Genomic DNA, 23547 nt, shown 5'->3' with positions numbered 1-23547 from the left:
TCGCCCTCAACGCCGTGATCTGGCACAACTGGAACACCGGCGCACCCGTCAAACGATCACTGACCGCCTACGACCATTAACCCAAATTCACATCAGTGATCTAGGCGGAGAGCCGCGTGAGGAAGGCGTCGTAGGCGGCGGCGTCGAACAACACGAACCTGACCTCCTCCACCGACGTCTCGGCCGCGCGTACGGCGGCCACGGCGATGCGCGCGGCGTCGTCGAGCGGCCAGCCGTACACACCTGTGGAGATCGCCGGGAAGGCCACCGTCCGCGCCCCCAGGGAGTCCGCCACCCGCAGCGACTCGTGGTGGCAGGAGGCCAGCAGCTCGGAGCGGTCCTGCGAGCCGGAGTAGACCGGGCCCACCGTGTGGATCACCCAGCGGGCCGGCAGCAGCCCGGCGGTCGTGGCGACGGCCCGGCCGGTCGGCAGGCCGCCGCCGTAGTGGCCGGCGCGCAGCTTCCGGCACGCCTCCAGGATCTCCGGCCCGCCGCGGCGGTGGATGGCCCCGTCCACGCCGCCGCCGCCGAGCAGGGAGGAGTTGGCCGCGTTCACGATCGCGTCGGCCTGCTGTTCGGTGAGGTCGCCCTGGACAAGCGTGACTTTCATCTCACCGAGCCTGCCAGCCGGGGTTTCGCGCCGCCACTCGCCGCTCCCGGATGCCAGCTCGACGCTTTGTAGAGCTACCCTGAAGGGCGTGAAGGGTCTTGGCGAGCTTGAGCGCAGCATCATGGACATCCTCTGGGCGGAGCACAGCGCGTTGACCGCCCGCGAGGTCGGCCGGCTCATTGCCGATCGCGACCTCGCCCCCACGACGGTGATGACCGTACTCGACCGCCTCACGCGCAAGGGCTTCCTCGAGCGCACCCGGGACGGCCGCGCATGGCGTTACGAACCGGCCGAAAGCCGTGACGCGTACATCGCCGAGCTTATGCTTGAGGCGTTGGACCTGACGGGCGACCGATCGGCCGCCCTGACCCGCTTCGCCCAGGCCGTGTCGGGCCCGGAGGCGGAGATCCTGCGGAGAGCCCTCACGGAGCTGGAGGAAGAGTGATCACGGCAGCGGCGCTTGCCGCGCTCGCCACGGCGTGCGCGCTCGGCTCCTGGCGTTTCACGACGGCCCGGTGGACCTCCCGCGCCCCGCGGCTGGCCATCATCGTCTGGCAGTCGCTGGGCGTCGCCTGGGGCCTGGCCACCACGGGCGCCATGCTGGCCTACGCGGTCCTGCCCTACGAGGTGGGCGTGCTTCCCGGGCTGATCGCGTTCGCGCGCGGGGAGGCGCCCCTTGAGGCGTGGGACCCGCTGCACGTCCTGGCCATGATCGCCGGTCTCACCTCGCTGGCCGTGCTGGTCGTGGTGCTGCTCACGGCCGGTGTGCAGGCGTTGCGGGCGCGCCGGCGGCATCGTGTGCTGCTCGCGCTCATCTCCCGCGACGATCCCGGCGTGCCGGGGGTGCGGGTGCTCGACCATCCCAGCGCGGCGGCGTACTGCGTGCCGGGGTTGCGCTCGCAGGTCGTGGTCAGCGCGGGCGCGCTGGAGTTGTTGTCGCAGGACGAGATGGCGGCCGTGCTGGCGCACGAGGCCGCCCACGTGCGCGAGCGGCACGACCTGGTGCTGCTGCCGTTCGCCGCGCTGCGCCGGGCGCTGCCCTGGTCGAAGGTCGTGGCCGACGCGCAGGCGCAGGTGGAGCTGCTGATCGAGATGGCCGCCGACGACCGCGCGCGCCGCTACTGCTCGCCGCGCAGGCTGGCGACGGCGCTGCTCAGGTTCGGTACGGCGGGCGCCATGCCGACCCCCCAGGGCATGCTCGGCGTGCACGCGCACAACGTCATGGCCAGAGTGGACCGCCTGATCAAGCCAGGGCCGGAATTGTCAGCATTTGTCCGGTACGGCTACGTCGCCCTCTCTGTGAGCTTGCTCACCACAACACCACTCCTGTGGGTTTACCAGCTCTGACTGCTTGCTGGAGTTAGCCGTTCCGTTTGCAATTGCAAGCACCGGGCGGCAGACTATGGGCATGGCACTACCCAAGGTCGGCTCGATCGGCGAATACATCCGCGAGCAACGGCAGCAGGCGAAGATCTCGCTGCGCCAGCTCGCGCAGGCGGCGGGGGTCTCGAACCCCTACCTCAGCCAGATCGAGCGCGGGCTGCGCAAGCCGAGCGCGGAGATCCTCAACCAGATCGCCAAGGGTCTGCGCATCTCCTCGCAGGCGCTCTACGTGCAGGCCGGCCTCATCGAGGACCGGGAGCCGCCCAGCGACGTGACCACCGCGATCAACGCCGACACGCTGCTCACCGAGCGGCAGCGTCAGGTGCTGATCGACATCTACGAATCGTTCCGCAAGGAGAACCGCACCGAGGGCGAGCAGACCTCCCAGAACGCCCACCCTCGGCACGACTCCACCGCGGACGACGAGCCCCTGCTGCCCGAGGAGTATCTCGCCGCGCTTGAGCCTTACGCGGCCACCTCCGGCAACGGGACCGTCACCCAGGAAACCAAGGAAGGTTAACCCATGACGCTCGCCACCGAGGTCAAGAAGCTCACCGACTCCAAGCCGTTCTACGCGTTCGCGGGCGCCGGCGACTACGCCGTGGAGAAGCTGCGCGAGCTGCCCGGCCAGCTCCGGCAGCTCCAGTCCCGCCGCACCGAGCTCGCCAGGGACCTGCCGGAGAAGACCCGCGCGTACGCCGACAAGGCCGAGGACTTCGTCCGCGACTTCCCCGAGAAGGCGCGCGAGTACGCCGACCAGCTCGGCAACATGGCCACCGAGGTCTACGAGGACTTCGCCAGCCGTGGCCGCAAGGTCGTCAGCAAGACGTCCGGCGAGGCCGCCCTTGAGCTGGAGGAGGTGTCGGAGGCCGCCGAGCCGCCCGTCGCCGAGCCCGTCAAGAAGACCCCCCGTACCCCCAAGGCCAAGGCCTGACCGAGAGAAAGGGCCCGCCTCCTCGGAGGCGGGCCCTTTCTCCTTTGGGGTGCCCGCTTGTCGGGGGCGCCTATTAGGCTGGGGCCGGATTTCATCGCGGCGTTGGGCGGAGCCACCAACATGAATATGATCAACGGCGTTTTCAACTTCCTCTTCCTGGCGCTCGCCGCCGTCATCTTCGGCATGTCGGTCTACGCGCTGGTCCACGCGCTGCGGGTGCCGACCAATGCCTTCGTGTCGGCGGGCAAGCTGCAGAAGAACATCTGGCTGATCATCCTGATCCTGGCCACGCTGTTCTCCGGCGCCGGCGCCTTCAGCTACTTCAACGCCTTCATGGCCATCGGCGGCCAGGCGTTCCTGGGCATCGGGCTCGGGCTGTTCTCCGTGCTGGCGGCGATCGCGGCCACCGTCTACATCGTCGACGTGAAGCCCGCCGTCAAGGGCATGGGCCGGGGCAACAGCGGCCCCTACGGGCCCTGGTAGATCAGAGCAGTTCCGCCGCGAGCCAGGCGGCGATGCGTTCGTGCCCGGCGAGCGTGGGATGCACGCCGTCGGGCAACACCGTCTCCGACGGCCGGTCGGTGACCCAGCGTTTGCGCATCGGGTCGAGGAACGGCACGCCCGCGGCCTCCGCCGCCTCCGCCAGGGCGTCGCGCACCCGGTAGGCCTTCGACGGGGTGTCCTCCAGCCAGATCGGCCCGATCACGAAGACCCGGGTGACCGGCCAGCGGTGGCGTACCTCGGCCAGCAGTTCGGCGGCGGCCCGGCCCACCTGCGTGGTGCTCCAGCGCTGGTCGTTGTGGCCGCCCGAGATCACCAGCACGTCGGGGGGCGGCCGCCAGGCCAGCTCCTCCTCGAACGACCTGCGGAACGTACGGCCCACCTTGCCCTTGTTGAGGTAGCCCGTGCCGCCGGCCCCGGCGATCACCGGCTGCCAGCCCAGCAGGCGGGCCGACTCCGAGGCGTACGTCCGCCAGGGCGGCACGGGGCCGGAGCCGACGGTGAAGCTGTCACCCACGAACATCATCACGGGCGCCGCCGTACGGGCGGGAGGGACGGTCTGAGGCGCGCGCTGCGGCGGTGTGACAGCCACCGCGCTACTACATGCCGATACTCCAGCAAAAATCCCCATTATTGCGACAAACGGTGTGATTCTTCCTCGAAGCATCAGTCCACGCATTATCACCCCGGGGCACTAGGCTGCCGATATGACCGCCGACCTCCACGGGCGCACGCAGCGGCTCGAACTGTCCGACCAGAGCCTGCGAGACTTCGAAGCCGTCGTGCTGGACGCGACGCCTGAGGGGATCGTGCTGAGCAGGTCGGCATTCTATCCAGGCGGGGGCGGCCAGCCGGCCGATCACGGAGTTCTGGTCTGGCAGGGTGTGGAGACCCGCATCGTCGGCGTACGCAAAGGCGACGATCTCCACCTGATCCCGGCCGAAGGCGACCCGATCCCGCCCGTGGGCACGGTGGTGGCGGCGGCCGTGGCCGACGCCCGGCGTTCGGCGCTCATGCGTACACACTCGGGGCTCCACGTGTTGTGCGGCGTGGTGTTCCGGGACTACGGCTGCCTGGTCACCGGCGGCAACATGGACGAGCTGAGCGCCCGCATGGACTTCGACCTGCCCGAGGTGCCGCCCGGCTTCAAGGAGGCCGTCGAGGACGCCTGCAACGCCGAGATCATCGCCGACCGGCGCATCGACGTGCGCGTGCTGCCGCGCGAGGAGGCGTTCGAGATCCCCGACATCATCCGCACGGCCACCAACCTGGTGCCCGAGACCGTCCAGGACGTGCGCGTCGTCGACATCGTGGGCCTCGACACCCAGGCCGACGGCGGCACCCACGTGGCCTCGACCAAGCAGATCGGCCGCATCAGGGTCGCCAAGATCGAGAGCAAGGGCCGCGGCTTCCGCCGCCTGCGCATCGCGATCTCCGACTAGCGCCCCTCGACCAGCCGGGCGAGCCCGTCGAGCAGCGCGTCCAGGCCGAATGCGAAGAGCTGGTCGAGGTCGAGGTCGAACTCGCCGCCCATGTCCTCGATGACGGCGCTGAAGGCGGGCAGCCGTCCCGATCCGGCGAGCTCCTGGAGCTCCCCCTCCCGGGTGGTCATCCACTCGTCGGCGGTCAGCCCGGTCGCGGCCTGGGCCCGCTGCTCCATCTCGATGTTGGCGGCCAGCCCTTGGACGAAGCTGAACAGCAGGGTGTGCACGTGCATCTTCGCCATGGGATCGAGGGGCGTGCCCGCCAGCGTGCTCATCACCCATTCGGTGTGGGCGATCAGGCTGAGCGAGGGCAGCGGCCTGGTCAGTGAGGTGACCCTGGCCATCCACGGGTGGGTGCGGTAACCCGCCCACTGCACCCGGGCGGCGACCTCCAGCCTGGCCCGCCACCCCTCGGGCGGCGGGTCGGGCAGCGGGAACTCCCGGATCACCTGGTCGATCATCAGCATGACCAGGTCGTCCTTGCCGCCGACGTGCCGGTAGAGGGACATGGTGGCCACGCCGAGCCGGCCCGCGACCCCGCGCATGGTCAGCTCCGCGAGCCCGTCGGCGTCGGCGATCTCGACGGCCGCGGCCACGATGCGGTCGCGGGTCAGGTCGTCGCCGGACGGCACGGGGGCCCGCCGCGCCCTGCCGCCGCGGGTCTCGGCCACGATCGTGCCGACGCGCGGCTCGGCGACCACCACGCCCTCCTGGGCCAGGACCGTCAGCGCCTTGGCCGCCGTGGCGAGCGCGACCTCCCAGTCGCGGGCGAGCTGCCTGGTGGAGGGCACCCGGTCGCCGGGCCTGAGCCGGCCGTCGGCGACACGCCGCTTGATGTCCTCGACGATGCGCGCGTAAGGCGGAGCCGTCATCGCAACCTCTCTCTGTACTAGTACAGATCCTAGCAAGGAATCATTGCCACCTGCTGTATGTACGCCGTACATTCAGTTCTGCGTACAACGTCAACAAGAAACAGAGGACACATCGTGAAGATCCTCATTTCCGGCGCGAGCGTCGGCGGCCCGGTCCTCGCCTACTGGCTGCGCCGGCACGGCTTCGAGGTCACGCTGGTCGAACGCGCGCCGGCTCCGCGCAAGGGCGGTCAGGCCGTCGACCTCCGGGGCGCCGCCCTCGTCGTGGCGGCCCGGATGGGCGTCCTGGAGCAGGTCAGGGCGTTGAGGACGACCATGCGCGGCATGTCCATGGTCGACGGCGACGGCAACGAGATCATGCGCAGCACCGAGGAGACGATCAGCGGTGGCCGGCTCGACAGCCCGGACGTCGAGATCGCCCGCGACGACCTGACCGCGATCCTCACCGCCGCCGCCGACACCCCCCACCTGTACGGCGACTCCATCGCCACCCTCACCCAGGACGACACCGGTGTGGACGTGACCTTCGACGGCGGCGGCCGGGACCGCTACGACTACGTGATCGGCGCCGACGGCCTGCACTCCAACGTCAGGAAGCTCACCTTCGGCCCCGAGGAGCAGTTCCTCAAGCACCTCGGCATGTACGTCTCCATCTACACCGCCGACAACTTCCTCGGCCTGGACCACTGGCAGCTCTGGCACCGGGAGGGCGAGGCCGGGTTCGGCCTGTTCAGCGACCGGGAGCCGGCGGTGATGAAGGTGAACATGGGCTTCGCCGCGGGCCCGCTCGACTACGACCACCGCGACGTCGAGCAGCAGAAGCGCCTGGTCCAGGAGCACTGCTCGGGGCTGCGCTGGGAGGCGCCCAAGCTGCTGGAGGCCATGTGGAAGGCCGACGACTTCTACTTCGACGCCATGGCCCAGGTCGAGATGGACCGCTGGTCACGGGGCCGGGTCGCGCTGGTCGGCGACGCCGGTTACTGCGCCTCGCCGCTGTCGGGGCAGGGCACCAGCCTGGCCCTGGTGGGGGCGTACGTGCTGGCCGAGGAGCTGGGCAGGGCGCCCGAGGGGGCGTTCGACCGGTACGAGCGGCGGATGCGCCCGTTCGTCGCCCTGAACCAGGCCCTCGCGCTGGAGAACCCCGGCATGGCCGCCTCGCCCGAGAGCGTGAGCCGGGCGGCCGACGGCATCTCCCTGGATTGACACCCGCAACCGCTACGATGTCCCGCCATGACGGGTTTCAGACTCACGTTGGCCGCCCTCGGGGCCACCGCCCTGACGTTGCTGGCCACCCCCGCCCTGGCCGACGCCGGGATCACGGACGAGGTGACGATGACGCTCGCCAAGGACGGCACCCTCCACGTGGTCGAGAAGCTCACCAGAGCGCCGGACGTCCTCAAGCGCACCCTCCTCACCAAGACCCGCTTCGACGACGACAACGACCGCGTCTACCGGATCACCAACATCAAGGGCGGCAAGCTCGACGGCGACGTCCTGACCGCGACGGGCCAGACCATCGAGTACGACGTCAAGGGCGCGGTGGCGACCTCGGGCGGGGTGGAGGAGCTGCGCTGGTTCGCCGTCAGCGGCTGGAACGTCCCCATCGCCAAGGCGACCGTCCAGGTCCACGGGCCCGGCCAGGTGCAGAACCTGTCGTGCTTCGCCGGTGACCTGACCTCGGCCATCGGCTGCACCGCGGCCACCATGGACCACGTCGGCACGCGGGCCGACTTCGAGCAGGAGAACATCGCGCCGGGCCAGGCGCTCACGGTGGTGGTCGGCTACCCCAAGGGCTCCAGCTCCGGCGCGCCCATCCTGGAGAGGCGGTTCTCGCTGGCCTCGGCGTTCGCCCTCGACCTGGTCACCGGCGGCGCCATGGCCGGCCTGCTCGTGCTGCTGCTCGGCGGCCTCGGCCTGCTCTACTGGACGCGCGGCCGGGACGCTCGTGTCGCCGGTCACGAGAAGGGCGGGGTCGATCCCGTACAGAACGGGCACTTCACCCCGCCGGACGGTGTGCGTCCCGGCCAGATCGGCACGCTGGTGGACGAGCAGGCCGACGTGATCGACGTGACCGCCACCATCGTCGACCTGGCCGTCCGCGGCTACCTGCGGATCGACGAGCAGCCCCGCCAGACCTACGACGCCCCCGACTGGATGCTGGTCAGGCTGCCGAACGCGCCGGTCAACGCGCTGCTGAGGTACGAGCGCGCCCTCTACGACGCCGTCTTCGACGGCCGCGACACGGTGTTGCTCTCGCAGCTGTCCGGCTCGTTCGCCGGCCACCTCGGCAAGGTGCGCGACGCGCTCTACGCCGACGTCGTCACCCAGGGCTGGTTCGCCCGCCGGCCCGACACCGAGCGCACCCGCTGGACGACGATCGGCGTCGTGCTGATCGGCCTGGGCCTGCTGGCCACGGTCGCGCTGGCCTGGTTCACCACGTACGGGCTGCTGGGGCTGGCCCTGGTCATCGCGGGCGGCGCGCTGGCCGTCGGCGGCCAGTACATGCCGGCCAAGACCGCCAAGGGCTCGGCCGCGCTGGCCCACACGATGGGCTTCCGCGAGTACCTGTTCTCCGGCGACCTCGGCGAGGTACCCGAGCAGCACCGGGTGGAGCTGTTCTCGCGCTACCTGCCGTACGCGGTGATCTTCGACGGGGTCGAGCACTGGTCACGGGTGGTGGCCTCGGTGACGGGCAACGGCCACCAGTCCGACAACCTCTACTGGTACCACGGGCCGGCGGAGTGGGATCTGTCCAAGTTCGCCGGGTCGATGCGTACGTTCACCACGACGACCTCGGGGGCCATCTCCGCCAGCCGTCAGTTCCGCACCCTCTAGCGGATCCGCAGCTCGCCCACCGGCCGGCCGCCGCCCAGCAGCGGCGGCCTGGCCAGCTCGGCCAGTTCGGGGGCGTCCAGGCCGAGCGAGCGCAGCGCGGCCACGGTGACGGGCACGCGGGCGCGCTGCGAGCCGTCCTCGATCTTGACCGTCCCGGCGCGCCCGTCCTCGAACGCGAACGCCTCGAACGCCTCCGCGCCCGCCTTCAGCATCAGCCCGGGGATCGCCCGCATGAGCTTGGCCTCGGCGCGGTCGGTGCCGGACGTCCACTCGGGATACGTCCGCATGGCGTCGAAGATCCGCCGCTCGTACGAGTCCTCGGCGGCCAGCGGGAACGCCCTGAACGCCTTGGTCACCCCGAGCATCGAGACGAAGAACAGCGGCGCGCCGCAGCCGTCCACGCCGGAGGCCGCCACCCGTTCGCCGGTCAGGTCCTCGACCGTCTGGCGGATCGCGCGTTGCAGCGGGTGCGCGGGCTCCAGGTAGGTCGCGAGCGGCCAGTCGTTGAGCACGCAGGTGGCCAGCATGGCGGCGTGCTTGCCTGAGCAGTTCATGTAGACCCGGCCGAACTCGGTCGAGGTACGGTCGGACGGGTGGTCCTCCGGACACAACAGGGCGGACTCATCGAGGTCCGCTCCGTCCAGGATCTTCCGTACGCCGTCCACGTGGAACGCCTCGCCCGAGTGGGAGGCGCAGGCCAGCGCCAGCAACTCCCCCTCCAGCCGGAGCCCGTTGCGCAACATGCCGAGCGCCTGCAAGGGCTTCATCGACGAACGCGGCGAGGACGGGACGTGCACCGCGCCCCGCGTCTCCACGGGAACGCCCCGGGCGTCCACGGTCAGCATGCGGGCCTGATGCGTGGACTCCACGAACCCCGACCGGACAACCTCGACAATCAGCGACATTACGCGCCCCCTTTGGGCCTGAGTCTACGAACAGTTCTTTCTGGGCCAGAATGGGATGCCATGCGAGCAGTCGTACAACGAGTGAGCTCGGCCTCCGTCGAGGTCGAGGGGCAGACAGTGGGCGCGGTCGACGAGCCGGGGCTGCTCGTCCTGGTGGGCGTCACGCACACGGACACGCGCGCCGAGGCCGCCAAACTCGCCGCCAAGTTGTGGGGGCTGCGCATCCTGCACGGCGAGAAGTCCTGCTCCGACGTCTCCGCCCCGCTCCTGGTGATCAGCCAGTTCACCCTCTACGGCGACGCGCGCAAGGGCAGACGCCCCACCTGGCAGGCAGCGGCCCCGGGCCCGGTCGCCGAGCCGCTGGTCGAGGCCGTGATCGAGGAGCTGAGGACGCTCGGCGCCCACGTCGAGACCGGCCGCTTCGGCGCCGACATGAAGGTCTCGCTGGTCAACGACGGGCCGATCACGCTCGTCCTCGACATCGACGCCTAGCGGGGGTCAGCGGATCCGGCGGCGCAGCGAGGGATCGATGGAGACGTTGCGGCCGGCGTCCGGCGGGACGATGACCTCCTGCGCGGCGGCCACGCCACCGGCCAGCAGCGGCGCGTCGACCGGGACCGTGCGCTTGACCACGGCCAGCGCGATCGGGCCCAGCTCGTGGTGGCGGGCGGCCGAGCCGACGACGCCGACCTCCTGGCTCTCGAAGATCACCGGCGCGCCGTGGACCGGCAGCGTGTCGACGCTGCCGTCGAGGTGGAGGAACACCAGGCGCCGCGGCGGGTGGCCCAGGTTGTGGACGCGGGCGACCGTCTCCTGACCGCGGTAGCAGCCCTTGCTCAGATGGACGGCCGAGCCGATCCAGTCAACCTCGTGGGGGATCGTCTTGTGGTCGGTCTCGAAGCCGAACCGCGGCCGGTGGGCCTCGATCCGCAGCGCCTCGTACGCCCACAACCCCGCCAGCGGCCGGCCCAGATGGTCGGCCAGCTCCGCGCGCGGCACCAGGAAGTCCTCGGTCGCTGTCGAGAGCACCGCGAGGTCGTCGGCCCGCGACACCTCCACGCGCAACATGAACCGCATGCGGTCGAGATAGTCGATCAGGCTCTGCGCCGTGCCGGGCTCGACGTGCGCCAGCACGCTCTCACCGTCGTCGACCAGCGTCAGGTGGTGGACGACGCGGCCCTGGAGGTCGAGGTCGAGCGTCTGCGTCCACTGGCCGGGCGGCAGCGCATCGAGCTTCTGCGAGGTCAGGTCGTTGAGCCATTTCAGCCGGTCGGCCCCCGAGATGCGGATCACCTCGCGGTTGCTGCGGTCGACGACCGCCTCACCCTTGGCCAGCGCGCGCTGCTCGGCGAACAGGTCGCCGTAGTGCGCCGCTACGTCGGCGTCCGGCCCGTCGGCCGCGACGGCGCCGGGGAGATCGAGCAGAGGGCTACGCATGACTCCAGGCTATCCGCCCGCGCGACGGCGTCCGACGCCGGTGTCGCCGGTTGATCAACGACAGTCGCGGCAGCGGCCGAAGACCGTGAGGTGGTGGACGTCGGCCGCGAACCCCAGCTCCTCGTCGAGCCCCTTCACCAGCCCTTCGGCCAGCTCGGGCCGCACCTCGAACACCTCGTCGCAACCCCGGCACACCAGGTGGACGTGGTCGGCCTCGGCGGCCAGGTGGTAGGTCGGCGCACCGTGACCGAGATGGGTGTGGGTGACCATGCCGAGCTCTTCGAGCAGCTCAAGGGTGCGGTAGACGGTGGAGATGTTGACCCCGCGCGCCGTCTCGCGCACCTTGTGGCAGATCTCCTCGGGCGTCGCGTGCTCAAGGTCCTTGACGGCTTCGAGCACGAGCTGCCGCTGCGGGGTGACCCGGTAGCCCTTGGCGCGGAGTTCCTCGTGCCACTGCGTCTCGGTCATGTCCCGAGTGTAAAGCGCCCGCCCGGCTCTTCGAGGCCGTCCGATAATTACTTGCCCCCGCCGCTCGCGACCGCATAGCTTCATGAGTACGCGGAAAGGAGGTGGTCCGAATAATGGATAGTCATAGTCGGGCTAGCGAGGTGGTTGTCCGCTAGCACTGCGGACTGTTGTCTCGTGGCGCAAGCGAATCCGAGGCAACCACCGGGGCCCCGTGGCAGCCGGAGGGCGGGATGAGGCATCCCGACCATGGTCCATCCGGCCCGCCTGCTCAGCAGGCGGAGTGTCGCCCGGGGCCCTCTTTGTTTTCTCCGATCAGTGTTCGCCGTGGGGCTCGATGCCCAGCTCGGCGCAGGCCGCCCGGTAGAGGCGCACGACGGCCTTGCGCACCTGCGCGCGCTCGGTCAGCGTCTCACCCCACGGCACGCGCACCCGCTCGCCGCCGTCGATCGTGAACTCCATCGCCTCGGCGTCGACGTCGCTGGTCACCGCCGAGGTGGCCTGCGGCCGGCCGCCGAGCCCGCGCACGATGACCAAGGCGTCGCCGGTGTGGTCGTCGTTCATGTGGCGCTTGATCGCCTCGACGGCCTCGGGGGTGAAGGGCGTGGACATGCTCAGGACACCTTCTTCAGCTCGGCCGACATGTGGTCGGTGAGCGGGTGGCCCATGGCCGCCATCTCGTAGGCCCACATGAGGTTGCCGTTGACCAGGCCGTAGAGGCGGTAGCCCGCCGTGTAGTCCTTGGCCGTCGTGGTACGGGCCACGACGTCGGTACGCAGCTCGATCTTGTGGAAGACGACCTCGCCGATGTAGATCTCGACGATGCCGGTCGGATGCGCGAGCACCACCTCGACCTGCCGGTCGGGCTGCGGACGCCAATAGCCGGACTCGGTGGCCAGCGGCCTGACCCGGTTGCCCTCCTCGTCGAGCAGCCAGGTGCGGCTGACGTACGTCAGGAACGGCTTGCCGTTGTGGCCGAACTCGATCTCCTGCCCGAAGTTGAAGCTCTCGATCGTCGGGTAGCCGCCCACGCCGGCGCCCTCCCAGCGGCCGAGCAGGAACGCGATCTGCTCCAGAGCGGGATGCACCTCAGGTTCTTCCATGCTCACCAAGCCTAGTGCCGGTGGCTAACCTTCTCGATCGGGGGAACGCCCTGTCGGGGGGAGCTGTGATGCTGGATGCCTGGGCCGTACCGCCGCCGCACGTGGACGTGCTGTTCGTCGGCGCCCATCCGGACGACGAGTACCAGTCGCTGTCCACGTTCGGGCAGTGGCGCGAGCGGGACGGGCTGACCACGGGCGTCGTGACGGTCACCCGCGGCGAGGGCGGCGGGAACGCCGCCGGGCCGGAGAAGGGCGCGGCGCTCGGCCGGATCAGGGAGGCCGAGGAGCGGAAGGCGGTCGCCCACGCGGGCATCGACCAGGTCTTCTACCTCGACAGACCGGACTTCTGGTACACGCTGTCGGCGCCCCTGACCGCCCGCGCGTGGGGGCCCGGCACCCTGCGGCGGCTGGTCGAGGTGATCAGATCCACCAGGCCCTCGACCGTGGTGACGATGGACCCGCGGCCCTTCGGCAATCACGGCGGCCACCAGCTCGCCGCCCGGCTGGCCGTCGAGGCGTTCCGGCTGGCCGCCGATCCCGCCGCGTTCCCGGGCGCGGGATCGCCCTGGCGGGCCTCCCGGCTGCTGACCCAGAACTGGGGGCTGCGCGGTCCCGTGGGCCCCGGCTGTGCGACGGCCGGGCTGCGCGACCCGGCCACCGGACTGCCGCAGCTCGGCGTCTGGGAGGGCGCCTGGTCGCCGGTCCACCACACCACGTGGGCCCAGCGGGAACGCGACGCCGAGCGCGTGTACCGGACGCAGGGCTTCGCCGCGCGGCCCGCGAAGGTCGCCGGGCCGTTCGGCTGCGACTGGTTCTCGGTCGTCTTCGACGGCGGCCGGCCGGTGACCGCCCCCGTCGCCGAGCAGGCGGGCCTGCGTCCCCTGTACGCCGAGTTCCGCGACTGGGCACACGCGGTCGGCCTGCCCTGGCTGGCCGACCGGGCGCAGCCGGACTATCCGCCGCCGCCCGCCGCCATGCTCCCGGTGGCCCGGCGTGCCCCCGTGCTCGACGGCGCCGCCTCCCCCGGCGAGTACGCGGCCCCCGCCCTGCGCCTCACACACTGGGAGGGCGAACGCTGCGCCGCGGCCGACTGCGCCGCCACCGCCCGGCTCACCCGCCACGGCGACGACCTGTACGTCCTGGTCGAGGTCACCGACGACGCCCGGGGCGCCGCGCTGGAGAAGTGCGAACGCCACTGGCGTACCGACGCGGTGGAGATCGCCCTCGACCCGCGCGGCGACTCCGACGACACCTCCACCACGTTCAAGCTGGGTGTCCTGCCCTACACCGCGCGCGGCGGGCCGTGCGCCGCCCGCGACGCCGACGCCCGCCAAGGACCCGCCCCCGGCGTACGGGTCGCGTCGGCCTCCCGCCCCGGCGGGTACGCCGTCGAGGTGCGTATCCCGCTCGCGCTGCTGCCCGCCCGGCCCACCGTGCTGCGGGCGAACATCCTCGTCTACGACTCCGACACGAAGGACAGGACCGGCCAGACCCGGCTCGCCTGGTCGCCGTTCGGCAGCGCGCAGGCCGATCCGTACGTGTGGGGCCGCCTCGGGCGGGGTTAGGGTGACGCCATGGCACGATCATTGGTGATCAAGGTGACGGCGGGGGCCGACGCCCCTGAGCGATGCAACCAGGCTTTCACGGTGGCGGCGGCCGCACTGGCGAGCGGGGTGCCGGTCTCGCTCTGGCTGACCGGCGAGTCGTCCTGGTTCGCCCTGCCGGGCCGGGCCAAGGAGTTCGCCCTCCCCCATGCGGCGCCGCTGACCGACCTGCTCGACGCCGTCCTGGCGGGTGGCCGGGTGACGCTCTGCACGCAGTGTGCGGCCCGCCGGAACATCACGGTCGACGACGTGATCGACGGCGTGCGCATCGCCGGGGCGCCCGCCTTCGTCGAGGAGGCGGTCAGCGAAGGCGCCCAGGCCCTGGTCTACTAGCCCGCCGGCGCGGGGCCGGCGGGCACCCGGTCAGCCGGACAGGACGGCGCTGAGCCGCTCCTGGCGCAGGGCCTCGTACCGCGAGTCGTCGAGGGGGGCCAGCTCGCCCACCCGCCACGACAGCAGCAGGTCGGCCAGGGCCGGGTTGCGCGCCAGGGCCGGGCCGTGCAGGTAGGTGCCCACCACGTGACCGGCGTAGCAGCCCTCGAAGCCGTCGCCGTTGCCCACCCCGGCGACCGTCCTCGACAGCGGCCTGACGCCCGGACCCAGGTGGGTGACGCCCATGTGGTTCTCGAAGCCGGTCAGCGTGGGCAGGTTGAGTGCGGCGTCGACCTCGGCCACCAGCTCGCCCACGGCACGCGCGGGGCCGCGCGAGCTGGCGATGTCGAGCAGGCCGATGCCGTCGACCGGCTGGCCCTCCTCGCCGCCGAACGTGCTGCCCATGATCTGGTAGCCGGCGCACACGGCCAGCATCGCCGCGCCCCGGGCGATGGCCCGCTGGAGGCCGCCGTCCCTGCGCAGGCGCTGGGCGGCCAGGATCTGGGGACGGTCCTCGCCGCCGCCGATGAGGTAGATGTCGCCGGTCTCGGGCACGGGGTCGGCCGAGCGTACGTAGACGGTCTCGACCTCGATGCCCCGGCGCTGCGCACGCTGCTCCAGGACGAGCACGTTGCCCTGGTCGCCGTACGTGCTCAGCAGGTCGGGGTAGATCCAGACGATGCTGAGTGCGCTGTCAGAGGGCACGTCCGAACTCCGATCGGATCTGCTGGAAGGCGGTGTAGTTGGCGATCACGTCGACCCGGCCGGGCGGCTGCATGGCCAGCGCCTCCGAGAACGAGCCGCACAACGTGAACGGCACGTCGGCCACGTCGAGCCGGAGCGCGAGGTCGAGCCGTCGCTCACCGGTGACGAAGACCGGACGGCCGCGCAGGATGCGGTAGTCGACGTCCCACAACCACGAGGTGTCGCGGCCGTCGGGGCCCTGCGCGTTGACCGACAGGATGATCGGCAGGTGCGGGTCGGCGACGTCGAACGCCTCCAGCCAGCCCGCCGGGTTCTTGGACAGCAACAACCGCGCGTGGCGGCCGTCGCGCTCGACCGTCGTGTAGCGCCCGGCCACCGAGGTGACCTCGCGCAGCCGGGGCAGCGCCCGGTCGACCGGCAACCCGAACGCCTCGGCCACGGCCAGCGCCATCACCGCGTTGGAACGGTTGGCCAGGCCGGGGAGCTGGATGTCGAGCACCCAGTGTTGCCCGCGCGGGTCGATCGCCACGTCGTCGTGGAGCACCCACTGCGGCTCGGGGCGGTGGAAGGTGCACTCGCGGCAGGACCAGTCGGCCTCCTTGCGGTCGAGCGGGCCGCCGCACTCGGGGCAGCACCAGGAGTCCTCCTTCCAGCGCTGCCCGCCGGCGACCCACGTGACCTTGGCGGCCGTGGAGGCGCCCCAGGTGACCAGGGGGTCGTCACAGTTGGCGATGACGTGGGTGGGCTTGCCGGACAGCGCCCTGCGCCACTTCTGGGCGAGCAGCCAGATCTCGGCCGCGCGGTCCATCTGGTCGCGGCTGAGGTTCATCAGGCAGACGACGCCGGCGCCGGTCGTGTCGAGCACCTCCGGCAGGTACTTCTCGTCGACCTCCAGCACGCCGTAGGGGGCGCCCTTGTGCTGGGAGAGCGCCGAGACGTGCCCGGCCGGCATGTTGGCGCCGAAGGCGTTGGTGGCCACCTCACCCATCTCCAGCAGCGCGGAGGTGATCAGCCTGGTCGTGGTGGTCTTGCCGTTGGTGGCGCTGACCAGGGCCAGCTTGCGGTCGCGGGCCAGCTTGCGCAGAAGGTCGGGCTCAAGCAGCAGGCCGACCCTGCCGCCGATCACCGAGCCGTCACCGCGCCCGGTCATCCGCGAGAGCGTGGCGGCACTGCGTCCCAGGGCGCTGGCGAGCTGAGCCCGCAGAGGAAGCTGGGTCATGCACATGGATCCTAGTCGTGGTTCGCCCGTACTCTGGAGTCGCACACGAAAACGCAGCCCGGTTGGTAGCCCGGGCGAAGCATCACGTATCCGCCCTTCAGGGATGTCCGGTGTGCCGGTGGCGGCCTTTCCCAGGCCGCTGTTCGGCATGTCTGGCGAAGGGCGGAGAAGATGGTCACGTTGTCGGTCTACCTGGACGGCCCGTTCTGGGTCGGGGTGCTGGAGGTCGTCGAGGGCGGGCGGCTGCGGGCCACCCGGTTCACCCTCGGCTCCGAGCCCACCGATCCCGAGTTGCACGAGTTCCTGATGCGGCACGGCGTGGCCCTGCTCGAACAGGCGCACGCCGCGCCCGCTGTGGCCGCCGCCGAGCGGCCGAAGCGGGTCAACCCCAAGCGGGCGGCCAAGTTGGCGGCGCGGGCCGCGGCCCAGGTGTCCGTACGCGGCACCGCCGCGCAGGAGGCCATGCGGCTGGAGCTGGAGAGCCGCAAGCAGGAGGCCGCGCAGGGACGGCGGGAGCGGCGGCGCGAGCTGGCCGAGCACAAGCGCGAGGTGGCCCGCCGCAAACGCCTCGAACGCCGCCGCGACCGCTGACCCCGGGCCTGTGTCAGGCCGAGGGCGTGTCTGCCCCCGGGCGGGTGTCAGGCCGAGGGCGCGTCGACGAAGGCGATCTCCGGCGCGCCCCCTTGGTCGAACGGCAACACGAACCTATGCGGCCACGACAACACGCTCTCCAGCCATCCCGCGCCCATCGTCTGGCCCACGTGCCTGATCCTGGCCGACGCCTCGATGCCGATGGCCACGTTCGTGATGTCCCGTTGCACGCTCTCGTTCTCGTCGTCGCCGAGGATCACCCGCCAGGCCAGGGCCCGGTTGTGGTCCACCTCCATGGACAGCGGGTGGTGGCGCAGGGCCTTGGCGCGGTGGCCGAGCAGTTCGGTGGGCACCAGGTCGGCCGCGCCGTTGCCGTTGGGCTGGCGGAACAGGGCGTACTCCATGGCGGGGGCCGGGCTGCGCAGGTTGGGGGCCGGGCGGCCGTACGGGAAGAGCCGGTCGACCTCGTGCAGCCAGCGCACCTGCGGGATCACCCACGACGCGCCGGGACGGTCGCCGCCGGCCTCGGAGCCCGACAGCAGCCGCGCGGCCGCCTCGGCGGCCTTCTCGGTGAGCAGCGCCGGGTCGAACCAGCTCCGCAGCGACCAGGCCCGTCGTTGCACCGCGCGTTCGACCAGGGTGGCGAGCAGGCACTCGCGGCGGCGGGCGGGCAGCTCGGCCCAGGCTCCCGACAGGGCGCGCGGCACGCCGGGCAGCGGCCGGTTGCTGACGAAGGCCAGCACGACCGTGTCGCACCAGATGCGCAACCACGCCCAGTCGGGCGCGTCGGCCAGTACGTCGGCCTCCCGCAGCTCCACCAGCGTGCACGCCTGCCCGGTACGGCACTGCGCGCCGCAGGCGGCCGACCTGCGCCCGCGGATGGGCGGCTGGGGCCCCGGCAGCGGCTTCTCCCGCGACTCGCCCAGCGGTACGCGCACGCGCAGCGGCCGGTCCATGCCGTCGGCGAACACGGCGGCCGAGCCGGGCTGGAGCGAGACGACGTGCCTGGACTGCTCGTCGCTGAGGTTCATGGCCGCGCCGACGAGCTTCCTGTCGTCCTCGGCGGGCAGCCGGTGGACGACCTTGAGCGCGGTGTTCTTCACGACGTCGGAGACGAGCTTGGTCGGGATCTGCTCGGCCACCACGATGCCCTCGCCGTACGCCCTGATCTCGGCGAGCAGGCCGGCCAGCAGTTCGACGGCGTGGGTGGAGGCCCGGCCGTGGCCGCGGTCGCGCAGCAGCCGGTGTGCCTCCTCGATCACGATGACGTGCCGCAGCCCGGCGGTCTTCTCCTTCCTGGCCCGCATGCGCAGGTGCTCGACGATCCGGATGATCAGCGTGCCCATGAGGAACGCCTTGTCCTCGTCGTTGGCGACGTCCTCGATGGCGAGGACGACGTTGCGCTCCAGCAGGCCGCCGATGTCGGCCGGATGGCCGCCCTCGAAGAAACGCCCGGCCGAGCCGACCCGCAGCGAGCGCAGCCTGAGCGAGATGAAGCCCTCGACGTCGGCCTGGACCTCGCGGCCGTAGCCGATCTCCTTGATGACGTCCATGGCGTGCTGCTGGAGCTGTTCGAGCGTCGGCACGCTGGGCGGGACGTTCGAGCCGGGCACGGCGCCGCCGGTCACGACGTCCCAGCCGGTGGCCTCGTAGACCCGTTGCAGGGACAGGGACATGATCTGCGGGAACGGCTCCTCGGCGTCGAAGGCGGCCATGAACAACGCCCTGATCATGTCGATGTGCGCCTGGACGGGATAGCCGGGCTCGGGTTCGAGCGGGTTGACGCTGAGCGGCACGCCCTCGGGGGCCGACGGGTTGATCACCGTCACCGGGTCGGCGACGCGGCCCGCCATGGCCGCGTACTCGGACTTGGCCGGTTCGATGGCCAGCCACGGGATCTGGGCCTCGCTGAGCTGTTCCAGCAGGTGGCGGACGGTCTGGGACTTGCCGGAGCCGGTCGCGCCGGTGACGAACGCGTGCCGGTTGAGCGTGGCCAGAGGTACCCGGAAGGTGCCCACTCCCCTGTCCTGGTCGTCGAGGATCTCGCCGAGCTCCAGCTCGCCGCCGTCGGCCTCGGAGGTGACGTCGAAGAAGCCGGAGTCGAGCACCCGTACACCGGGCACCTCGCGCCTGGGCAGCCCGGCCAGCGCGGCGAGCGCTCCCGCGGTGGCCGCGAAGGGCGCGGCGGCGCCGTCGGCCGGGTCCTGCATGGTGATGGCCAGGGCCTCCGACAGCGCGTAGACGGCGCCGTGCGCGCTGCGCAGCCGGTACGGGTGGTGGCTCATCTCGACCGACCCGACGAGCACGGGCGCGATCTGCCGCAGTTCCTCGGCGGTGGCCCCGCCGGCCAGCACGCGCACGTTCCACAGGCCGGCCTCGCGGAAGGCGTCGAGCTCCTGCATGCGGCGCTCGGCCCGCTCGGCGTCGAACCGGGAACGTTCGGAGGCGTCGCCGTACTGGCGCAGCACATTGAGCTGGGTGCGCAGGTGCGCCACCTCGGCGTCGAGCAGGTCGGTCGGCTCGGCCACGACGAGCCACGCGAACGGCCGCGACATGAGCGTGACCAGCGTCGACTCGAACAGCGTGGGCCGCCGCAGCTCGTCGGGGTCGGCCCCGGCGAACTCGCGTCCCCGCCCGCCCAGCGGCGGCGCCTGGCGGCCCGGGCACGGCGTCCACACCAGGTCCGCCAGGTCGGCCAGGTACTCCTCGTCCAGCTCGACCCCCCGCGCGCCCCCGGGGAACAGCAGCGGCTGCGGCCCCGTCGGGCGGTCCGGCACGTCGGTCGCCCGGCGTGGCTGGCGTGGCGGCGAGAGCGGGCCGGCGTTGGTGATCAGTTCGAGCGGCGCCCCGGAACCCCGGGACAGCCACCCGATGACGAACGGCCGGTCGCGTTGCGCCGCCGACAACACGGCGGGCAGCACGGTGACGAAATCCCATTCCGCCGACGAGCTTCGCGAGGGTGCGGCGATCGACTGGATCCGATACCAGGGCCCGCTCAGCGAGACACTCGGCTGCATTATTCAAATCCCCCACAGTCGGTTCTCAGTAAAATCTCGCCGATCGCAGGCTCCTCACCACGCCCTTGACCAGGTCATTGCCTGCCCTTGCGCCAGTCCAGGCGTGGCGGTGGTGGCCCGAGGTTGGGTGGCGGCTCTCCGTCGTCCTCGCCGCCCTCCAGCGAGAGCACGGCCTCGCGCACCTCGTCCAGCTCGCCCAGCGTGGTCTTGGGGAAGGTCAGGATGGCGGGGTTGGCGTCGGCCAGGCGTACGCGCCGGCCCTGGGCGGTCGCGTCGGTGACGATCACGGACGTCGTGGGGAGCTGCTGGAGCTGGTGCGGCTCGACCAGGAACTCGCGCGAGCGTTGGAGCACCCGTTCGGTCTCGGAGATCTTGTCGGCGGTCCTGCCCCACTCGGTGGACTCGGTGATGTCCTCGGCCAGGTCGGCGACGCCGTCGGCGCGGTCCTCCCGGGCGTCGTCCACCTGGGAGATGGTGGAGGTGTAGCCGCCGTCGAGGCCCGGCAGGGTCTCGCTGATCGTCTCGGTGAGCTGGGCCAGCTCCAGCCGGTGCTCGGTGCCGACGTGCTCACTGGCGACCCGGGCGTCCTCGGCGTTGCCGAGGCGCATGAACGCCACGGCCGCGTGGCCGCGCCCCAGCCGCTCCTTCACGGTGGGGGTCAGACTCCGGTACGTCAGCACCAGGCCGGTACGGGAGGTCTCGCACGCGTCCATGAGCCGGTCCAGCACGTCGCCGCGCAGCTTGTCCGCGCCCGCCACGATGATCGTGTGGTACCAGGGCCGGTCGGAGGCGGGCGACTGGCGCAGGATGTGGGTGAGCGCGGTGGCCACGTACGTGCCGAGCACCCGGTTGCCGAACACGCCGGCCTGCCGGTCCATGCTCACCACCCGCAGCCGGGCGGGCGGCAGGCGGACGGCCTGGGTGCCCAGCGTCTCCAGCTTGCGCAGCTGCGACTCCAGGGCCCAGGCGCGCTCGATCACCACCCGGTCGCTCACGCCGCGGCCGAACAGCGTGCCGATGCGTTCGAGCTGGGTCGCGGTGATCAGGCCGAAGCGCAGGTCGTCGCGCGGGTCGCCGACCTGGGCCAGGGCTCGCAGGGCGGCGGTGACCTGGCTGATGGTGGCGTTCTCGCCGAGCACTTCGAGCACCCGTTCCAGGATGGCGTTGTCGAAGCTGAGGTCGCGCGTGGTGCGGTGCTCCTCGCTCACGCTCACCACGTGGGCCAGTACGTCGGCGAACGCCTCCGGCTTGAGCGTGGCCCCGAGGTCGAGCTTCGGCAGGTCGACGGGCAACACCCAGACCAGCGGGTCGTCGCCGCCCTTGCGGGCCAGCTCGATCAGGTCCTTGGCGATCGCGCCCTCCGACAGGTCGAGCACGGTCAGGTGGCCGCCGCTGTAGAGCCGGGTGGCGCCGAGCAGGGTGATCAGCGCGGACCAGCCGGGCAGCGTGCCGCCGGCCACGTCGATGCGGTCGATCTCGTCGGGGACGGCGACGGCGTACCAGCTGAGCTGGCGCTCGTGGCGGTCCTTCGACTCCTGCCACTCGCGGTAGCGCTGGGCGTGCTCCTCCTGGGCGCGGAACAGTTCTTTGTCACGTTCCTGGCGTTGCCGGTCGTCCCTGGCCTGTTGTTCGAGCACTCTGAACCGGACCGCCCGGTCGCCCTGGAGCAGCGCGTAGCTGCAGATGCCCGCCACGCCTCCGGCCGCGACCAGGCCGAGGAGCGCGAAGGACCACCCCAGGTAGCCGGTGAACGCGGCCACGAGGATCAGTACGGACACGGTCACGGCGATGGCGCGGATCACCCGTACGGGCCGGTTGAGCATGTCCTCCTGGAGCCGCTCGCGGCGCAGCGCCTCGGTCGCGGCGCGGTCGGACGACGCCTGGTCGGGGCCGGGCTCCTGGACGGGCGAGGGGCGTTTGGGCGGTGGTCCCGGGTCGGGATGCAGCAGGATGTACTGCCAGCCCAGGTAGATGCGGTCCGCCTGGAGCTGGGCATGCTCGGGATGCACGTCCGCCACGTGACCCTCCGGCCGCGATATGTCGTTAGTTGTGGGGGCCAGCCCCTTTCCGCTCCGTGACAGCGTATGAGTTTCCACCCCCGGAGCGGCAGGGTTCGCAGCAATTCGACCCGCCAGAAGGGAGCATTGCGGCAGATGGGGCAAGCGTGACCTATTACCATCCATACCCATGACGGAACCCTCCGGCGGCAGCAGCACGAAGCCCAGACGTCCGGTGGCGGTGCCCATCGTGGGCCTTGTCGCTCTCACGGCCGTCGGCATCACCGCCTTGCTCGGCGGGCTGAACGAGGCCGCCGACAAGGGCCCGGACGCGCTCGGCGCGGGCGCGACGCTCGACCAGGGCCGTTACTCCACGCGCTTCGTCGAGTCGCGGGTCAAGGTGGACAAGGCCAAGACGCCGTACGACGAGGACAAGCGCTTCGTGGAGCTGGTCTTCGAGGTCACCAACAAGGGGGACGAGACCTCCTCCGTCGGCCTGCCCCCCGACCCCGCCAAGCCGGACAAGGCCTGGCTCGGCATGTTCTTCGCCAGCTCGCTCATCTCGATCAGCCCCAAGTTCCCCAAGGAGTCCGGGCCCTTCGTCTACGCGCTGAACAAGGGCGACGAGACCCGGCAACTGCACCCCGGGGTGACCAGCCAGGTCCTCGTCCGCTACCGGCTCGGCGCGACCGAACGCCCGCCGGACAAGATCACTCTCGACGTGGCCACCTTCGAGTACGCGCCCGGCTTCGAGGACCAGCGGCTGCGCTGGCAGATGGTCTCCAAGGAGGAAGGGGACAAGTTCGTCCCCGAGATCAAGGCCCGCGTGACTCTGCCGGTGAAGACGGGTGAGGGGGCATGACCGCCACCGAACCGCGCTCCTCCGTCGTCCCGGACCGCGGCGACGGCCGCGACGAGCGCGCCGGGCGCGGGCGGGGTGGCGGCTCCAAGCTGCTCAACGCCTGCGTCGGGCTGCTGCTCGCGGCCGCCGCGATCGGGCTTCAGACGTTGCACATGACCCCCAACGAGGCCGCGGCCAGACTGACGTACACGGGCGCCAAGGGCGAGAACGTGGACGCCCGGCGGTTCACCGTCCGGCTCGACTCCTTCCTGGCCGCCAAGGCGATCCAGAACGGCGAGGAGACCGTCACGACGGACAACCTGTTCATCGTGGTCAACGCGTCGGCCAGGTCGAGCCTCAAGCCGTACCACCTGGGGCAACCGCAGCTGCTGACCGCGGACGGCAAGAAGTTCGACGCCACCGACCGGATCGCGAGCCCGCTGACGCTGGCCAACACGTGGGTGCAGCCCGACATCTGGGTCAGCGGGCGGTTCTTCTTCGAGGTTCCCTCATCGGCTCTGCCGGAGGCGCGGGTGGTCTTCGGGCTGCCGGCCGAGGTGCTGGTGGAGCCGTACCAGCCGGAGGTCGAGGTCGACCTCGGGCTCGACGAGGAGGCCGCGCGCAAGCTCGCGGCCTCGCCGCAGGCCGTCTACTCCATCGTCAAGAAGTGAT

Annotated in this window: 26 protein-coding genes; 14 read left to right on the top strand and 12 right to left on the bottom strand. The window is 71.3% G+C overall.

What is annotated here, in order from left to right; translation table 11 throughout:
- Nucleotides 1–100: 100 nt before the first annotated feature.
- Entirely contained in the window at nucleotides 101–610 is a 510-nt protein-coding gene (locus tag IEZ27_RS49535) for an O-acetyl-ADP-ribose deacetylase (RefSeq protein WP_189653624.1), read from the bottom strand.
- An 88-nt stretch (nucleotides 611–698) separates the two neighbouring features.
- On the opposite strand from IEZ27_RS49535, the gene IEZ27_RS49530 reads away from it, so the two are divergent.
- The 5 genes from IEZ27_RS49530 to IEZ27_RS49510 all read left to right on the top strand — a co-directional run bounded on the left by IEZ27_RS49530 (nucleotide 699) and on the right by IEZ27_RS49510 (nucleotide 3410).
- Nucleotides 699–1055: a BlaI/MecI/CopY family transcriptional regulator gene (locus IEZ27_RS49530; RefSeq protein ID WP_125643135.1), complete on the top strand. Its 357-nt coding sequence runs from the start codon at nucleotides 699–701 to the stop codon at nucleotides 1053–1055.
- The gene (locus IEZ27_RS49525; protein WP_125643138.1) at nucleotides 1052–1957 is read left to right on the top strand and encodes a M56 family metallopeptidase; all 906 of its coding nucleotides are present in this window, start codon (nucleotides 1052–1054) and stop codon (nucleotides 1955–1957) included. The genes IEZ27_RS49530 and IEZ27_RS49525 overlap by 4 nt, the downstream gene beginning before the upstream one ends.
- A 61-nt stretch (nucleotides 1958–2018) precedes the next feature.
- On the top strand, nucleotides 2019–2513 hold the full coding sequence (locus IEZ27_RS49520) for a helix-turn-helix domain-containing protein (protein ID WP_189653623.1): 495 nt from the start codon (nucleotides 2019–2021) through the stop codon (nucleotides 2511–2513).
- Between the two features lie 3 nt (nucleotides 2514–2516).
- Entirely contained in the window at nucleotides 2517–2927 is a 411-nt protein-coding gene (locus tag IEZ27_RS49515; protein ID WP_189653622.1) for a hypothetical protein, read from the top strand.
- Nucleotides 2928–3053: 126 nt separating this feature from the next.
- On the top strand, nucleotides 3054–3410 hold the full coding sequence (locus IEZ27_RS49510) for a DUF2516 family protein (RefSeq protein ID WP_229825043.1): 357 nt from the start codon (nucleotides 3054–3056) through the stop codon (nucleotides 3408–3410).
- 1 nt (nucleotide 3411) lies between these two features.
- Here the strand turns inward: IEZ27_RS49510 and IEZ27_RS49505 are convergent, their stop codons facing one another.
- Nucleotides 3412–4020, bottom strand: a complete 609-nt coding sequence (locus tag IEZ27_RS49505; RefSeq protein ID WP_189653621.1) for an SGNH/GDSL hydrolase family protein — start codon at nucleotides 4018–4020, stop codon at nucleotides 3412–3414.
- Between the two features lie 115 nt (nucleotides 4021–4135).
- Between IEZ27_RS49505 and IEZ27_RS49500 the strand changes: the two genes are divergently transcribed.
- Nucleotides 4136–4870 carry an alanyl-tRNA editing protein gene (locus IEZ27_RS49500; RefSeq protein ID WP_125643152.1) on the top strand — a complete coding sequence of 245 codons (735 nt, stop codon included), beginning with the start codon at nucleotides 4136–4138 and terminating at the stop codon, nucleotides 4868–4870.
- Here IEZ27_RS49500 and IEZ27_RS49495 read toward each other — a convergent pair.
- Nucleotides 4867–5784, bottom strand: coding sequence for a TetR/AcrR family transcriptional regulator C-terminal domain-containing protein (locus IEZ27_RS49495; RefSeq protein WP_189653620.1), 918 nt, complete (start codon nucleotides 5782–5784; stop codon nucleotides 4867–4869). The genes IEZ27_RS49500 and IEZ27_RS49495 overlap by 4 nt on opposite strands.
- A gap of 114 nt (nucleotides 5785–5898) precedes the next feature.
- On the opposite strand from IEZ27_RS49495, the gene IEZ27_RS49490 reads away from it, so the two are divergent.
- Nucleotides 5899–6987, top strand: a complete 1089-nt coding sequence (locus IEZ27_RS49490; protein WP_229825042.1) for an FAD-dependent monooxygenase — start codon at nucleotides 5899–5901, stop codon at nucleotides 6985–6987.
- Nucleotides 6988–7014: 27 nt separating this feature from the next.
- The gene (locus IEZ27_RS49485; protein WP_189653619.1) at nucleotides 7015–8619 is read left to right on the top strand and encodes a DUF2207 domain-containing protein; all 1605 of its coding nucleotides are present in this window, start codon (nucleotides 7015–7017) and stop codon (nucleotides 8617–8619) included.
- On the opposite strand, the gene IEZ27_RS49480 is transcribed toward IEZ27_RS49485, so the two are convergent.
- A complete protein-coding gene (locus IEZ27_RS49480) occupies nucleotides 8616–9524 on the bottom strand; it encodes an asparaginase (protein ID WP_189653618.1) in 909 nt (302 codons plus the stop codon). The genes IEZ27_RS49485 and IEZ27_RS49480 overlap by 4 nt on opposite strands.
- 60 nt (nucleotides 9525–9584) lie before the next feature.
- Here IEZ27_RS49480 and dtd point away from each other — a divergent pair, with 60 nt between their 5' ends.
- Nucleotides 9585–10016: a D-aminoacyl-tRNA deacylase gene (dtd, locus tag IEZ27_RS49475; RefSeq protein ID WP_125643166.1), complete on the top strand. Its 432-nt coding sequence runs from the start codon at nucleotides 9585–9587 to the stop codon at nucleotides 10014–10016.
- A 6-nt stretch (nucleotides 10017–10022) separates the two neighbouring features.
- Here the strand turns inward: dtd and ygfZ are convergent, their stop codons facing one another.
- From ygfZ to IEZ27_RS49455, 4 genes are all read right to left on the bottom strand, one after another.
- On the bottom strand, nucleotides 10023–10961 hold the full coding sequence (ygfZ, locus tag IEZ27_RS49470; RefSeq protein ID WP_189653617.1) for a CAF17-like 4Fe-4S cluster assembly/insertion protein YgfZ: 939 nt from the start codon (nucleotides 10959–10961) through the stop codon (nucleotides 10023–10025).
- 54 nt (nucleotides 10962–11015) lie between these two features.
- Nucleotides 11016–11429 (bottom strand): Fur family transcriptional regulator, encoded by a 414-nt coding sequence (locus IEZ27_RS49465; protein ID WP_189653616.1) that lies wholly within the window; start codon nucleotides 11427–11429, stop codon nucleotides 11016–11018.
- A 312-nt stretch (nucleotides 11430–11741) separates the two neighbouring features.
- Complete coding sequence (locus IEZ27_RS49460; RefSeq protein ID WP_189653615.1) at nucleotides 11742–12038, bottom strand: DUF2470 domain-containing protein; 297 nt, start codon at nucleotides 12036–12038, stop codon at nucleotides 11742–11744.
- Between the two features lie 2 nt (nucleotides 12039–12040).
- A complete protein-coding gene (locus IEZ27_RS49455) occupies nucleotides 12041–12529 on the bottom strand; it encodes an FABP family protein (protein WP_125643178.1) in 489 nt (162 codons plus the stop codon).
- Between the two features lie 68 nt (nucleotides 12530–12597).
- Here IEZ27_RS49455 and IEZ27_RS49450 point away from each other — a divergent pair, with 68 nt between their 5' ends.
- Entirely contained in the window at nucleotides 12598–14094 is a 1497-nt protein-coding gene (locus tag IEZ27_RS49450; protein ID WP_189653614.1) for a sugar-binding protein, read from the top strand.
- A gap of 9 nt (nucleotides 14095–14103) precedes the next feature.
- Entirely contained in the window at nucleotides 14104–14466 is a 363-nt protein-coding gene (locus IEZ27_RS49445) for a DsrE family protein (protein ID WP_189653613.1), read from the top strand.
- Nucleotides 14467–14496: 30 nt separating this feature from the next.
- Here the strand turns inward: IEZ27_RS49445 and IEZ27_RS49440 are convergent, their stop codons facing one another.
- Nucleotides 14497–15210, bottom strand: a complete 714-nt coding sequence (locus IEZ27_RS49440; RefSeq protein WP_189653612.1) for a type 1 glutamine amidotransferase — start codon at nucleotides 15208–15210, stop codon at nucleotides 14497–14499.
- Nucleotides 15200–16429 (bottom strand): Mur ligase family protein, encoded by a 1230-nt coding sequence (locus IEZ27_RS49435; RefSeq protein ID WP_125643190.1) that lies wholly within the window; start codon nucleotides 16427–16429, stop codon nucleotides 15200–15202. The genes IEZ27_RS49440 and IEZ27_RS49435 overlap by 11 nt, the downstream gene beginning before the upstream one ends.
- A 171-nt stretch (nucleotides 16430–16600) precedes the next feature.
- Here IEZ27_RS49435 and IEZ27_RS49430 point away from each other — a divergent pair, with 171 nt between their 5' ends.
- Complete coding sequence (locus IEZ27_RS49430) at nucleotides 16601–17020, top strand: YjdF family protein (protein WP_189653611.1); 420 nt, start codon at nucleotides 16601–16603, stop codon at nucleotides 17018–17020.
- Between the two features lie 47 nt (nucleotides 17021–17067).
- Here IEZ27_RS49430 and IEZ27_RS49425 read toward each other — a convergent pair whose 3' ends face one another.
- Nucleotides 17068–20037, bottom strand: a complete 2970-nt coding sequence (locus IEZ27_RS49425) for an ATP-binding protein (RefSeq protein WP_189653610.1) — start codon at nucleotides 20035–20037, stop codon at nucleotides 17068–17070.
- Between the two features lie 74 nt (nucleotides 20038–20111).
- Entirely contained in the window at nucleotides 20112–22055 is a 1944-nt protein-coding gene (locus tag IEZ27_RS49420; protein WP_189653609.1) for a DUF2892 domain-containing protein, read from the bottom strand.
- 169 nt (nucleotides 22056–22224) lie between these two features.
- Between IEZ27_RS49420 and IEZ27_RS49415 the strand changes: the two genes are divergently transcribed.
- Both IEZ27_RS49415 and IEZ27_RS49410 read left to right on the top strand, forming a co-directional pair.
- Entirely contained in the window at nucleotides 22225–22896 is a 672-nt protein-coding gene (locus IEZ27_RS49415; RefSeq protein ID WP_189653608.1) for a hypothetical protein, read from the top strand.
- Nucleotides 22893–23546: a hypothetical protein gene (locus IEZ27_RS49410; RefSeq protein ID WP_189653607.1), complete on the top strand. Its 654-nt coding sequence runs from the start codon at nucleotides 22893–22895 to the stop codon at nucleotides 23544–23546. Before IEZ27_RS49415 ends, IEZ27_RS49410 begins: the two co-directional genes overlap by 4 nt.
- The last annotated feature ends 1 nt before the right edge of the window (nucleotide 23547 follow it).

The sequence above is a fragment of the Nonomuraea spiralis genome (assembly GCF_014648435.1).
GTDB classification, from domain to species: Bacteria; Actinomycetota; Actinomycetes; order Streptosporangiales; family Streptosporangiaceae; genus Nonomuraea; species Nonomuraea spiralis.
This window is presented reverse-complemented; position numbering and strand designations above follow the sequence as displayed.

Coding starts and splice junctions, on each gene's coding strand:
- IEZ27_RS49465 (WP_189653616.1), bottom strand. CDS start 11,429: ATGACCGAGACGCAGTGGCACGAGGAACTCCGCGCCAAGGGCTACCGG.
- dtd (WP_125643166.1), top strand. CDS start 9,585: ATGCGAGCAGTCGTACAACGAGTGAGCTCGGCCTCCGTCGAGGTCGAG.
- IEZ27_RS49495 (WP_189653620.1), bottom strand. CDS start 5,784: ATGACGGCTCCGCCTTACGCGCGCATCGTCGAGGACATCAAGCGGCGT.
- IEZ27_RS49460 (WP_189653615.1), bottom strand. CDS start 12,038: ATGTCCACGCCCTTCACCCCCGAGGCCGTCGAGGCGATCAAGCGCCAC.
- IEZ27_RS49500 (WP_125643152.1), top strand. CDS start 4,136: ATGACCGCCGACCTCCACGGGCGCACGCAGCGGCTCGAACTGTCCGAC.
- IEZ27_RS49515 (WP_189653622.1), top strand. CDS start 2,517: ATGACGCTCGCCACCGAGGTCAAGAAGCTCACCGACTCCAAGCCGTTC.
- IEZ27_RS49425 (WP_189653610.1), bottom strand. CDS start 20,037: ATGCAGCCGAGTGTCTCGCTGAGCGGGCCCTGGTATCGGATCCAGTCG.
- IEZ27_RS49445 (WP_189653613.1), top strand. CDS start 14,104: ATGGCACGATCATTGGTGATCAAGGTGACGGCGGGGGCCGACGCCCCT.
- IEZ27_RS49410 (WP_189653607.1), top strand. CDS start 22,893: ATGACCGCCACCGAACCGCGCTCCTCCGTCGTCCCGGACCGCGGCGAC.
- IEZ27_RS49435 (WP_125643190.1), bottom strand. CDS start 16,429: ATGACCCAGCTTCCTCTGCGGGCTCAGCTCGCCAGCGCCCTGGGACGC.
- IEZ27_RS49510 (WP_229825043.1), top strand. CDS start 3,054: ATGATCAACGGCGTTTTCAACTTCCTCTTCCTGGCGCTCGCCGCCGTC.
- IEZ27_RS49520 (WP_189653623.1), top strand. CDS start 2,019: ATGGCACTACCCAAGGTCGGCTCGATCGGCGAATACATCCGCGAGCAA.
- IEZ27_RS49485 (WP_189653619.1), top strand. CDS start 7,015: ATGACGGGTTTCAGACTCACGTTGGCCGCCCTCGGGGCCACCGCCCTG.
- IEZ27_RS49415 (WP_189653608.1), top strand. CDS start 22,225: ATGACGGAACCCTCCGGCGGCAGCAGCACGAAGCCCAGACGTCCGGTG.
- ygfZ (WP_189653617.1), bottom strand. CDS start 10,961: ATGCGTAGCCCTCTGCTCGATCTCCCCGGCGCCGTCGCGGCCGACGGG.
- IEZ27_RS49455 (WP_125643178.1), bottom strand. CDS start 12,529: ATGGAAGAACCTGAGGTGCATCCCGCTCTGGAGCAGATCGCGTTCCTG.
- IEZ27_RS49480 (WP_189653618.1), bottom strand. CDS start 9,524: ATGTCGCTGATTGTCGAGGTTGTCCGGTCGGGGTTCGTGGAGTCCACG.
- IEZ27_RS49430 (WP_189653611.1), top strand. CDS start 16,601: ATGGTCACGTTGTCGGTCTACCTGGACGGCCCGTTCTGGGTCGGGGTG.
- IEZ27_RS49535 (WP_189653624.1), bottom strand. CDS start 610: ATGAAAGTCACGCTTGTCCAGGGCGACCTCACCGAACAGCAGGCCGAC.
- IEZ27_RS49450 (WP_189653614.1), top strand. CDS start 12,598: ATGCTGGATGCCTGGGCCGTACCGCCGCCGCACGTGGACGTGCTGTTC.